Annotated in this window: 11 protein-coding genes; 3 read left to right on the forward strand and 8 right to left on the reverse strand. The window is 34.0% G+C overall.

The features are described from left to right. Positions 1 to 71 precede the first annotated feature (71 nt). Complete coding sequence (locus K6119_RS18815; protein ID WP_221834732.1) at positions 72 to 386, forward strand: hypothetical protein; 315 nt, start codon at positions 72 to 74, stop codon at positions 384 to 386. Positions 387 to 441: 55 nt separating this feature from the next. On the opposite strand, the gene K6119_RS18820 is transcribed toward K6119_RS18815, so the two are convergent. The 8 genes from K6119_RS18820 to K6119_RS18855 form a co-directional block, all read right to left on the reverse strand. Further along, positions 442 to 2592: a polyribonucleotide nucleotidyltransferase gene (locus K6119_RS18820; RefSeq protein ID WP_221834731.1), complete on the reverse strand. Its 2151-nt coding sequence runs from the start codon at positions 2590 to 2592 to the stop codon at positions 442 to 444. Between the two features lie 178 nt (positions 2593 to 2770). Next, on the reverse strand, positions 2771 to 3040 hold the full coding sequence (gene rpsO / locus K6119_RS18825; RefSeq protein WP_221834730.1) for a 30S ribosomal protein S15: 270 nt from the start codon (positions 3038 to 3040) through the stop codon (positions 2771 to 2773). An 82-nt stretch (positions 3041 to 3122) separates the two neighbouring features. Continuing rightward, on the reverse strand, positions 3123 to 5204 hold the full coding sequence (locus tag K6119_RS18830; RefSeq protein WP_221834729.1) for a T9SS type A sorting domain-containing protein: 2082 nt from the start codon (positions 5202 to 5204) through the stop codon (positions 3123 to 3125). A gap of 134 nt (positions 5205 to 5338) precedes the next feature. Next, positions 5339 to 6184, reverse strand: coding sequence for an acetyl-CoA carboxylase, carboxyltransferase subunit beta (gene accD / locus K6119_RS18835; RefSeq protein ID WP_221834728.1), 846 nt, complete (start codon positions 6182 to 6184; stop codon positions 5339 to 5341). A gap of 27 nt (positions 6185 to 6211) precedes the next feature. Continuing rightward, the gene (locus tag K6119_RS18840; RefSeq protein ID WP_221834727.1) at positions 6212 to 7282 is read right to left on the reverse strand and encodes a class I fructose-bisphosphate aldolase; all 1071 of its coding nucleotides are present in this window, start codon (positions 7280 to 7282) and stop codon (positions 6212 to 6214) included. A gap of 59 nt (positions 7283 to 7341) precedes the next feature. Next, positions 7342 to 8046 (reverse strand): (d)CMP kinase, encoded by a 705-nt coding sequence (gene cmk, locus K6119_RS18845; protein WP_221834726.1) that lies wholly within the window; start codon positions 8044 to 8046, stop codon positions 7342 to 7344. Between the two features lie 22 nt (positions 8047 to 8068). After that, positions 8069 to 9289, reverse strand: coding sequence for a sensor histidine kinase (locus K6119_RS18850; RefSeq protein ID WP_221834725.1), 1221 nt, complete (start codon positions 9287 to 9289; stop codon positions 8069 to 8071). A 48-nt stretch (positions 9290 to 9337) separates the two neighbouring features. After that, complete coding sequence (locus K6119_RS18855) at positions 9338 to 10561, reverse strand: sensor histidine kinase (RefSeq protein WP_221834724.1); 1224 nt, start codon at positions 10559 to 10561, stop codon at positions 9338 to 9340. Between the two features lie 52 nt (positions 10562 to 10613). Between K6119_RS18855 and K6119_RS18860 the strand changes: the two genes are divergently transcribed. Together K6119_RS18860 and K6119_RS18865 are read left to right on the forward strand one after the other, a co-directional pair. After that, positions 10614 to 11408 (forward strand): SDR family oxidoreductase, encoded by a 795-nt coding sequence (locus K6119_RS18860; protein ID WP_221834723.1) that lies wholly within the window; start codon positions 10614 to 10616, stop codon positions 11406 to 11408. Beyond that, a complete protein-coding gene (locus K6119_RS18865; protein ID WP_221834722.1) occupies positions 11408 to 13174 on the forward strand; it encodes a MutS-related protein in 1767 nt (588 codons plus the stop codon). The genes K6119_RS18860 and K6119_RS18865 overlap by 1 nt, the downstream gene beginning before the upstream one ends. The last annotated feature ends 29 nt before the right edge of the window (positions 13175 to 13203 follow it).

Genomic DNA, 13203 nt, shown 5'->3' on the forward strand with positions numbered 1-13203 from the left:
TTCTGAACCGTTTTAGTAAGCTTTGGCACGACTCTTGAACGATATTCTGTACTAACACAAACCTCTACGTTATGAAAGCATACAGATTATTTACAGCCGTATTTTTTACATTTTTTTTAAGCGCAGCATTGGCAAACAACAGTTCAGTAATGGATCACGATCATGGATCAAAAAAATGTTCACATCATGATCACGGAAAAAAGAAAGGGCATGACAAACACAAAAAATGTAGTGGTCATGGACATAGTAAATGCGATAAACATCATAAAAAAGATCACAGAGAATGTTGTGATCATCAACATCAACAAACTCAGACACCAAAAAGAGATGGAATTAGAATAGACTTCAAAGTAGGGAAGAAAGACGTGCGAGTAAATGTTGAGTAAATAAAAAAGAGCCGCTCAATTGAGTGGCTCTTTTATTTTTTGATGCTGTGAAGAATTAACCTTCTTTTTCAGCTTCTTTTCTTTCTGGTTTTGGAAGTAAAACTTTTCTGGATAATTTCCATTTTTTAGTTTTAGGATCTCTTCCAATTACTTTGAATTTCAAGATATCTCCTTCTTTGCATATGTCATCAACTTTATCAAGTCTTTCCCATGCTAATTCTGAAATGTGGATCAATCCATCAGTTCCAGGAAGAATTTCAACAAAGCATCCATATGATTGAATAGATTTAACTTTTCCTTCATAAATTTCTCCTTCTTCAACAGTAGGAGGGAATGCGATATCTTTAACTCTTTTAATTGCTGCGTCCATTGATTCAGCATTATCAGCTAAGATTTGAACGCTACCTTCACCAGTTGAAATTTCTTCAATTGTAATTGTAGCACCAGTTTCTTTCTGAATCTCCTGAATAATTTTACCACCAGGTCCGATAATAGCTCCAATAGTATCATTTGGTACAAGGAAGCTAACAATTCTAGGTGCATTTGGTTTCATCTCAGCTCTTGGAGCATCAATCGTCTTTAACATTTCGTTCAAGATATGAGCTCTACCAGCTTTAGCTTGTAATAAGGCTTCAGTCAAAATATCATAGTTCAAACCATCAATTTTGATATCCATTTGACAAGCAGTGATACCCTCAGTAGTTCCTGTTACTTTGAAGTCCATATCACCTAGGTGATCTTCATCTCCAAGAATATCTGATAGGATAGCATAGTTACCTTTGTCATCAGTTACCAATCCCATAGCAATACCTGAAACCGGACGTTTAATTTGGATACCACCATCCATAAGAGCTAAACATCCTGCACAAACAGTAGCCATTGATGACGAACCATTTGATTCAAGAATTTCAGAAACCAATCTGATAGTGTAAGGATTATCTTCACCTGTTGGTAGCATTCCTTTTAACGCTCTAAACGCAAGGTTACCGTGTCCAATTTCTCTTCTTGAAACCCCTCTGATAGGACGAGCTTCACCAGTTGAGAAAGGAGGGAAGTTGTAGTGCAACATAAACTTGTCATATCTTGTTTCAGTTGCGTTATCAACCATTTGCTCATCTAATTTACCACCTAATGTTAGGGTAGTTAAAGATTGAGTTTCACCTCTTGTAAAAACAGATGAACCATGAGCTGAAGGCAAGTAATCTACTTCACTCCAAATTTGTCTGATTTCATCAAATTTTCTTCCGTCAAGACGAAGTCTTTCATCTAACATTACACGTCTAACAGCTTCTTTCTTTGCTTTGTTAAAGTAAACTTGAATAAATGGAGATTCTTTTTCTAAAGTTTCTTCATCTAAGCTGTCAACATATTCTTGATAGATTTCTCTAAAAGCTTGTGCTCTTTCGTCTTTTTCAGACCCCATGCGAGCAACTGCTTGACATTTATCGTAAACCGCGCTCCAGATTTTTTGCTTAATAGCATCATCATGTGTTTCGTGGTTATATTCTCTTTTTGTTTGTGCTTTTTCAACTCCTGAAGCAAAGTCTAATTGAAATTGACATTGTTTTTTGATTGAATCATGAGCAAATTTGATCACTTCAACCATTTCTTCTTCAGAAATTTCTGCCATTTCACCTTCTAACATTACAATGTTGTCAGCTGTTCCGGCAATCATTACATCAACATCTGATTTTTCAAACTCTTCGTAAGATGGGTTAATTACCCATTTTCCATCAACACGTCCTACTCTTACTTCAGACATAGGTCCGTTAAACGGAATGTCAGAAACAGCAATAGCAGCAGATGCCGCAAATCCAACCATAGAATCAGGCATATTTACACCGTCCCATGAAATCATTTGCATCATTACTTGAGTGTCTGCATGGTAATCATCCGGAAACAAAGGTCTTAATGCACGGTCTACAAGACGCATGATTAGTACTTCATCATCAGAAGGTCTACCTTCTCTTTTAAGGTATCCTCCAGGGATTTTACCTGCCGAAGCAAATTTTTCTTTGTAGTCTACCGTCAATGGTAAAAAATCTACTCCGTCTTTAGCTTCCTGAGAAGATACTACTGTAGCTAAAATCATGGTTCCACCACATTTTACTACAACAGATCCGTCAGCTTGCTTTGCCAATTTACCGGTTTCAACGATCATTTCTCTTCCGTTTCCCGGATCAATTGATTTAGTTATTATGTTCATATTTAATTTATTGCGGATCGGGGCTTCTTCATTCACACGTTAAGTGCGATCCAATCCTTATTTAATTTATTATTTACTTATTCAAATCAACTTAATGTTTACAAAAGTTGACACAAAAAAAGGACAACTAGATCGAAATCCAATTGTCCCCTCTTTAGTACGTCTCGGTTGAAAATTATTATCTTCTCAATCCTAATTCTTTCACGATAGCTCTATATCGCTCAATATCCTTATTCTTTAAGTAATCTAAAAGACTTCTTCTTTTTCCTACTAAAGTTTGAAGTGCTTTTTGAGTACCAAAGTCTTTTCTGTTTTGTTTCAAATGCTCTGTTAAGTGCGAAATTCTGTACGAAAACATTGCGATTTGACCTTCAGCTGAACCGGTATCATTTTTTCCTTTACCGTGTTTTGCGAAGAATTCTTCTTTCTTTTCTTTTGTTAAATACATGCCAATATTATTTCAATGATTATTATGTATGTCTCTTAATTAGACGGTGCAAAGATAGTGTTTTGATTTAATAGGGCAACAACTATAGCTTAATTATTTTTGTTTGGCTTGATTTTCCGGATGTATCTGTAAACTGAATGAAGTAGATACCTTCACTTAACAATGAAGCTTCAATATTAATTTTAGTACTGCTTATTTCGTTGTTTTGAACTATTATTCTTCCACTTTCGTCAAATATTTTGAATGAAACAATTTTAGAAGGATTTAATTCTATTGTAAATTGATCACTACTTGGATTAGGATAAATGATATAGTGATATTTTAATTCATCAATTCCAGCAGTATATGAATATTGGGCCGTTGTTTGACATCCATATTGGTTTGAAATAACAACAGTGTATGTGCCCGATCCATTCGTTGCTTGCAATTCATTACTATTTTCTCCAACAATTAAGGTGTCATTATAATACCATAAATAATTGTAATATGGATCGTTTAAATTGGTTTGTATGATGTCTCCTACCTCAGTAAATACCGGTTGATCAGGTAAAATATAACAGTCTATGATATTTACAGTAGTGTTGGTTATAATAGGTGAATTATTATCAAAATAAATTGAAGCAGTATTTTGAATTACCTGATTAGGGACAAGGCCTTGATTAGGTGAGATTTGAAAAATAACATATCCATGACTTCCCGGTTCATCTGAAGTGCTATCAGGTAAGTTTATATTGTTGAACTGGAAAGTTATTTGGTTGCTACTATTAATAACAGTCTGCATTGGATGACTATATGAAACTACTCCAAATGTATTCATGTCCAGTAAAGAACTGATTTGATCTTCTATTTCTACTGTAAGAGCAGGAGCAGAACCCGTGTTTTGAAAATGTACAATGTAAGTTATTCTCTCATCAGGCTGAATAATTTCTTTATCAACGATATTACTTGTAATGGTTTGTTTAAAATTTGGATCATAACTGCAAATCACTTCACTAACCAAATTAAATTCAATTGTATCTATTGAATTTCCCAAGGTATCCTTAGAATATATAATGATATTATTAACCAAAGTGTCGCCTACCATTAGCGTAGTGTCAGGTAATAGATTAACACATAAACTGTAAAAATTCAATGGATTCAATGAGTCAAATGAAAATATTATTTGATTGCCATTTATTGAATCTGGTGCTTGAGAAGAAGATTGATAATAAAGTAAACTGTCAATATTAATTACAACTTCAGCTTGAGCAGGTAAGGTTCCATTATTTGCAAAATCTAAACAAAACTGATTGACATTTACACAAGACATTGCATCAAAAAATGGGACGGCATTAAGACTATAGAAAAATGTATCTGGATAAAATCCAAAGAATAAGCTGTCCATGACACTGTTAGTTGAATCTAGGGTGAACTCAATAGTATCTGCAGTGGTTAACACCCAGTTATTCAAAGTTGGCATTAACATGTAATCTACCGTATCCGGAGATTGATTGTACAATCCAAAATGACCATTATATCCTGACAAAACATTTTGATTCATTGGTTGAGCTTCAATTGTTGCTGACGGAATACCATAGTCATTGCCATCCAAGATACCATTTTGATTATAATCATAAAAAGTAGTTCCTTCAAAGTATTGAAGGGCTGATTCATTGTAAACCGAACAATCTAAAGTTCCTGTACCGCCAGTTTGACTTAAAGTAATATCCTGTACACTATTTGCATAATTGGTAACTAACATTAAGTAATAATCTCCTGATTGCATATTTGGAATTGAAGGAGTTTCATTATTAGTAGCGGAATAACTACAGTCAATAACTTGTGTAGGCTGTAAATTTCCAGCACTATTTAAAATCGCGGCGTAGTTTGCAAAAGGTCCGTAAATGATAAAGTCAATATCCTGAGGTGCAAATAATGAAAGGTCAATACTCCCTGATTGTCCGCATTTTAAAAAATACCAAGAAGGATTGGGTTGTGTTTGAAGACAATCATAAACATTATTGGGTTCAAGAGTTGATGCAAATGGTTGACCTGCGTTAGCAGTATATGTAATTCCCAGGCAATAAGGTACTGCTAGGTCAGACGTAATGTTATTTTGACCAGAAGCTGCTGAACCCATTAATAGGGTAAATAAAAGAATGGTAAATGAAATAGGTGCTTTCATTATTTTGGGTTTAATGATTCTTAAATGTAAGAAAATTTACTAATAGGATGCAACAACTTAGCTGGATTGGATGATCCTTTATTGCAAAAAAAAAGCTGAATTACTATTCAGCTTTTTAAATTTTTATGTTTCAATTAATTCTTAAACATTAGCATCAGTTCACTCAATTTTTGTTTTAAGTTTTTACGCTCAACAATTAAATCAAGGAATCCATGCTCCAATACAAATTCTGATTTCTGGAATCCATCCGGTAAATCTCTACCAATGGTTTCTTTTACAACTCTAGGACCTGCAAAGGCAATTAATGCATCCGGTTCAGCGATATTAATGTCACCTAACATAGCAAATGATGCAGTAACACCACCGGTAGTAGGATCCGTTAGTATAGAGAAAAATGGCAATCCGGCTTCAGAAAGTTGGTTCAATTTAGCAGATGTTTTAGCCATTTGCATTAATGATAAACCGGCTTCCATCATACGTGCTCCACCAGATTTACTGATAATGATTAATGGTACATTCAACTCAATAGCTTTGTCTACCGCACGCGCAATTTTTTCACCTACGACAGAACCCATTGAACCTCCAATGAATCCAAAATCCATTGCAGCAATTACAATTTGTTCGTCATTTAACTTTCCGTATGCAACGCGAATTGCGTCTTTCATTCCGGTTTTATCTTGAACGGATTTGATTCTGTCAGTATACTTTTTAGTGTCTTCAAATTTCAAAGGGTCACCAGATTCAATTCCTCTGGCAAATTCAGTTCCTTTTTTACTATCAAACAAAATTTCAAAATAATCTTTTGCAGCAATACGCTCATGATGTGCACAAGTAGTACATACCCACAAATTTTCTTTGTGATCTTCTGATGAAGCTACTGTTCTACATTTTGGGCATTGATACCAAAGACCTTCTGGTGTTTCTTTCTTTTCTGATGTAGAAGTTGAAATCCCTTCTTTTTGACGCTTAAACCATCCCATTTCTGTACTCCTTTCTACTTATTTATATTAAGCAATAGTAATTGATTCATCTAAATAAACATCCTGTACGGCATGAATTAGATCTACTCCATCTTTCATGTCTTTTTGGAATGCTTTTCTTCCTAAGATCAATCCATGACCTCCGGCTCTTTTATTGATTACGGCAGTTCTAATTGCATCTGCATAATCATCAGACCCACTTCCTGTTGAAGCTCCCCCTGAGTTAATTAAACCGTTTCTACCCATGTATGTATTGGCTACCATGTATCTGGTTAAGTCAATAGGGTTATCTGTTGTCAATTCTGAATATACTTTGTCATGTGTTTTACCAAAGTTAATAGCAGTGTATCCGCCATTAAGTGTAGGTAATTTTTGCTTGATGATATCAGCCTGAATAGTAACTCCAATATGAGTAGCCTGAGATGATATATCTGTTGCTGTATGATAATCTACGCCGTCTTTTTTGAAAGACGGGTTTCTTAAGTAGCACCATAAAATTGTTGCTATTCCTAACTCATGTGCTCTTTCAAAAGCCTGAGCTATTTCAACAATTTGTCTTTCTGATTCTTCAGAACCAAAATAGATAGTAGCTCCGATTGCTGCAGCACCTAAGTTCCATGCTTCATCAACTGATCCAAACTCTATTTGGTTATAAGTGTTTGGATAAGATAAGAACTCATTGTGATTAATCTTTACAATGAAAGGAATCTTGTGAGCATATTTTCTTGAGTTAGCAGCCAATACTCCAAAAGTTGTCGCTACTCCATTACAATTTGCTTCTACTGCTAATTCAACTATTTTTTCAGGATCAAAATAAATAGGATTTGGCGCAAATGAAGCTCCAGCTGAGTGCTCAATTCCCTGATCAACAGGAAGAATTGATAAATATCCTGATCCTCCTAGTCTTCCGTGACCGTACAAAGCTTGCAAGTTTCTCAAAACCTGAGGTGATCTGTTAGTTAAAGCAAAACTCCTGTCAATAAAATCAGCTCCAGGCAAGTGAAGCATCTCTTTAGGAATTGTATTACATTGGTGATTTAAAAGGCTTTCTGCCTCATTTCCCAATAGTTCTTGAACTTTTGTCGTTACTGTAGACATAGTATAGATTGATTTAGGACGCCAAAATTAATAAAACTTTCTATTCTGATCGATAAGCTTTAGTTAGCAGTTTGCAATGATCTTGCTTTTTCGTCAATTATTTTTAGTGCTAATTGGAATTGTTCAACTTCAGTTAACTCAGAATTATCTATTTCAATAGCGTCATCTGCCTTTTGTAATGGGCTAATCTCACGGTTCATATCTAAATGATCTCTTCGTGCAATACTCTTTTTAACCTCCTCTAAAGTTAGGTTTTCACCTTTGTCATGCAATTCTAAAAATCTTCTTTGTGCTCTAATGTCATTTGAAGCTACCATGAATAGTTTAACTTCAGCATTAGGAAAAACAACGGTTCCAATATCTCTTCCATCCATTACAACTCCTCCTGCCGCTCCCATCATCTGCTGAATTTTAACAAGTTTGGTTCTCACTTCAGCTATGGCAGATATGGCACTAACTTGTTTTGAAATAGCTAATGTCCTGATATCTTTCTCAACATTTACACCATTCAAATAGGTTTCAGATTTTTTTTGTTCTCGATTGTATTCAAACCGAATGTCAATATCATTTAACTCTTCAATTACTTTTTCCTTGATGAAATGTCCATCTTTTAGAATTCCATGATTAATTAAATGAAGAGTTATGGCTCTATACATAGCGCCACTGTCGACATAAACATAGTTCAAATGATTTGCCAATGCTTTGGCAAGCGTGCTTTTGCCGCAAGATGAATATCCGTCTATAGCAATTGTAATCTTTGACACGGTGTAAATTTACAAAAATCAATTAGCCTATATTCTCATATTCGAAGATAAAATCATAAGTAGTTCCGACTGAGGTGTCTAGCGTATACGTTCCATCTAGCTGAACACTCAAGTCACTTATTAAACTTACTCCGAATGTTGAATCAGAAACCGGTTTTTTCCAGTTTCCGTTGTCTTTGTACACTATTTCTACCTGATGTTCAGATATTTTTAAAATTCTTATTTCAATTTTACCTTCCTCTTTTTCTTCAAATGCATGTTTTAAAGAGTTAGATATAAGTTCATTAAACATTAAGGCAATAGATACCAATGATTTTGGCTGTATATATTCTATCTCGCAGTTGACATGAAGATTTATTGGTTTGGATACTGAATAGGATTCAATAAGCTCTTGCGCTAGTGTCCTTAAGTATCCTTCTAAATCAATTCTTGCAAGATCATCACTCTGGTACATTTTTTCATGAATCAATGCCATGGCCATTATCCTCTGAATGGCTTCATTGAATTTGTCATTAAGATTTTCATCTTTTATCTCATTTGATTGCAATCTTAATAAAGAAGTAATTACTTGTAAGTTGTTTTTTACCCTGTGATGGATTTCTTTGAGCATTACAGATTTTTCTTCATTTTGTAATTCAACTTCCTTGTTTTTAATTTTTAATTCTGCATTTACATTCCTAAATGAAGATTCGGCAAATTCAATGGTTTTTAAATATTCAGAAATGAGAAAATAAATAAAGATTCCGCAAAGAAGCAAGTTAAAGGCTATGGAGATTCTGGAAACTTCATCTAATTGATGTACCAGCTTTAAGTTTTCATTTAAAAAATATAGAACGTATATAGCACTGCCGGCAATATTTGCCATCAAAATGATAAAACCCCACAATCTACCCAATGAAAAAAAGACATAAAGGGAGATTACCGTCATCCACAAAATGTCTACAAAATGATATTCATCTTTTAATAAAAATAGCGTGAGTTGAGCTGATAAAGTTCCGATTACCCCAAAACTAACTGCGATAATTTCATATTTCCGGCTCTTATATAATACTCCTACCATTACTAATAGGATAATGGAACTGATAAAAGAAGAATAGAAAAGATCCAGATTAAAAAAGAAAAGTACTGAAGACAAGAAAATCATTGCCAGTGATAAAAACAGACAGATTTTCCAGGTTAATCTAAAACCTGCTTTCTTGTATTGATCTTGATAGGAAGAGTGAGGTATGCTAAAAAGGCCCATTTAATAAATTACTGGATCATTAATATAGCAAGATTTACTTAATCGAAACTATAAATTATTAATATCAAAGGTAAAAGTGTAGGTTGTTCCTTTATTTGTGTCTAGCACATATTTACCATCCAATTGTTCGGTCAAATCCTGAATGAGTTCAACACCAAAGGAGCCCTTTCTTTGTGGAGCCTTCCATTTGCCATTGTCATGATAAATGCATTCAATTTCTTCGTTATTGATTTTTCTAATAGTAACATTAATCTCCCCTCTGGCTTGATCAGTAAAGGCATGTTTGAGTGAGTTAGACATCAATTCATTAAACAAAAGTGCAAATGACACCAAAGATTTTGGTTGAACATATTCAATTTCGCAAATAATATCCAAATCAATTGGCTTATTGACACTGTATGAATTAATTAATTCTTGAGCAAATGTTTTGAGATATGCCGTTAAGTCAATTCTGGAAAGATCTTTTGATTGATACATTTTTTCATGTATCAAGGCCATTGCCAATACTCTGTGTACAGCTTCGTTAAAGTGTGCATTTACATCTTCATTGTCAATTTCTTTTTGCTGTAACCTCAATAAAGAAGTAATCACTTGAAGGTTATTTTTTACCCTGTGGTGAATCTCTCTTAACATAACAGTTTTCTCTTCATTCTGTGATTGCACAATGACATACTGTTTTCTTAACTCTTGTTGAGTTTGTTTGGATCTTTTTTCTGCATTACTTGAAAATTTTATAATCTGGGTCATTAAATATGACATGAGTAAAGTGATCACAATTAAATTAATAATCATGGAAAGCTTGTCAATATTGTCCTGACTTTCTATTTGCTGGATAACTGCCTCCTTAGGAACAACTACTAATGAAATGGCAACACCGGTAATATTTAAAATGAGAGTGATAATGCCCCATTTAGTTCCCAACAAGTAAAATACATAAAGCGTAATGCACAAGATCCATAAAATGGTAACGTATTTCTGCGAGCCTGTAATGAGAAATAAATCCAATTGATTGATAAGGGATCCTAATGCTCCACCGAAAATAGCGGCAAAGGTATATTTTCCGGTACTTTTTGTAATAATTAAAGCAATACCGATTGCAACAAATGCAGAAAGTGTAATGATTAAATTGGGCCAATCTTGTTCAAGGCCATGAACTACAGATAATCCAACAAATACAAATAGCAATAGCATGTAAAGTTTCCACGCAAAGACAAATCTGCTTTGGTCAAAAACGTCATTATAGGCAGAGGCCGAGGGATTAAAAATCTTCATCTAAATTGAAGTACTAGATATTGACTATTTTCGTACTAAAATATCAAAAATAATGAGCGAATTTTTGGACAAGGTTGTTTGGGTAACGGGCGCTTCTTCTGGGATAGGAGCTGAGGTGGCTAGGCAATTTTCTCTATCTGGTTCAATACTAGTTCTTTCTGCCAGAAATGAAGATAAATTAAAGGATGTTCAAAAGTCCTTAAAAAATCCGGAAAAAAGTTTTGTGCTTCCATTGGACCTTGAGAAAAGTGAAAATTTTGCTCAAAAAGTAGATGAAGTAATTGCTAAATATGGTCGTATAGATTATCTGGTAAATAATGGAGGCGTAAGTCAAAGAGGAGAAGCTGCTGATACGCCAATAGAGGTGGACAGAAAGATCATGGAAATTAATTATTTCGGAACAGTAGCTTTAACTAAGGCAGTTATTCCTGTTATGAGAAAGCAACAATCTGGACATATAATTGCTATTTCTAGTATTGCTGGTAAGTTTGGTTTTTATTGGAGATCTGCCTATTCAGCAGCAAAACATGCTATTCAGGGATTCTTTGAAAGTGTCTTATTAGAAGAAGCCAAAAACAACATCTTTGTTACAATTGCATATCCGGGTAAGATCAATACGCCTATTTCTTTGTCAGCCATTAATGCTGAAGGAAAAGCTCATGGTGTGATGGATCACAATCAAGAAACCGGAATGCCTGTGGATGTTTGTGTTAAAAAATTGATCAAAGCAATTAGCAAAAAGAAAAAGTCTGTTTTAATTGGCAATAAAGAGATTAAAGCCGTTTACATAAAAAGATATTTTCCTTCACTTTTTTGGAAGATTATTAAAAAACAGAAACCGGTTTAATGGAAGCAGCTGAATATTTTCAAAACAGAATAAAAACAATAAGTCAATCTCTTAGCAGATTAAAGAAAACTTCACTTTTACTTTCATTGTTGAGGTTGGTTGTTTTTGTTTCTGCAGTGCTTATAGCCTACTTCTTTTGGGGAAATACAACCATAGTGGCAGTTTCATTGATAACTGGCTTTGGAGGCTTTTTATTTTTAGTAGCCAGATACACGGATATCAAACACAAGCGAGATTTTCATAAGAAATTAGTTGAACTGAATGAAGCTGAGTTAAAATCATTGAATAGAAATCATGAAGATTTTGATGGAGGTAAGGAGTTTTTAAATGGGGATCATTTTTTTAATAGTGATATAGATTTATTTGGAAGAGGATCAATATTTCAATTGCTGAACAGAGCAGGAACTGAAAATGGTAAAAAGACACTGGCCAATTTGTTAAATAGCAATGACATTGACAATATTCATAAAAAGCAAGAAGCCATAAAAGAATTGGCTATAATTTCAAACTGGAGACAAAATTTTCAAGTGACTGCATCTATGATTGAAAATGAAGTTGAAACTAAAGGAGTAATTTCATGGATAAAATCATATAAGCATGCCATTCCTAAACTTTTTAGTTTAGTTCCTTTTATTTTTTCAATCGCGTCACTTGCAGTATTTGTATTGTACGGACTTGAAATGATTCAACTTGGTATCGTTGTGTTGTGGTTTTTTACAGGATTGTTGATTACAATGATCTTCTTTAAAAAGATCAACGTTTTGTATGCTGATGCAGGTAAAATGCGAGAAACTTTTAGCCAGTATAGCAAAATGATTGCGGCCATTGAGAATGAAGAATTTAAAAGCCAATTGTTGGTTGATCTCAAGAATGAATTGGCAACAGACGGAGTAGCAGCCTCAGAAGTTTTGGGTAAGTTGTCTAAGGAAATTAATAATCTTGACCAGCGCAATAATATCATATTCGGAATTTTAGCCAATGGGTTTCTGTTGTGGGATCTCAGATACAGTTATCGTATAGAAAAATGGATGAGCGATAATGAAGCGGCTATTGAAAAGTGGTTTGAATCTGTTGCAACCTTTGATGCATATAACGGTTTAGGTAATTATGCATTTATTCATACTGCTCATATTTATCCAAATCTAGTAGATGACAATACAATTATCAAAGCAAAAGCATTAGGGCATCCGTTATTAGATCCGAACAAAAGAGTTGACAATGATATTGAAATTGGAAAAGGGAATTTCTTTATAGTTACTGGAGCCAATATGGCTGGAAAAAGTACCTTTTTAAGAACAACTGCCTTGAGTATTGTGATGGCCAACTGCGGATTACCGATTTGCGCAAAATCATTTGATTATCATCCAATAAAATTGATTTCAAGTATGAGAACTTCTGACTCTTTACAGGATGATGAATCTTACTTTTTCTCAGAGCTAAAAAGACTCAAGTTTATTGTTGATCAAATAAAACAAGATACTTATTTCATCATCCTGGATGAAATTTTAAAAGGAACCAATAGCAAGGATAAAGCAGAAGGATCTAAAAAGTTTGTTCAAAAATTAGTTGCTTCACATTCTACAGGATTAATTGCTACACATGATTTAAGCTTATGCACCCTTGCTGATGAATATGCAGAGGTAAAGAATCATTATTTTGATGCACAAATCATTAATGACGAATTGTATTTTGATTACCAATTTAAAGACGGGGTTTGTCAAAATATGAATGCCTCATTCTTATTAAAGAAAATGGAAATTGTATAGACAAAAAAACGGATTCAACTTGCGTCAAA

This window comes from Paracrocinitomix mangrovi, from assembly GCF_019740355.2.
GTDB classification, from domain to species: Bacteria; Bacteroidota; Bacteroidia; order Flavobacteriales_D; family Crocinitomicaceae; genus Paracrocinitomix; species Paracrocinitomix mangrovi.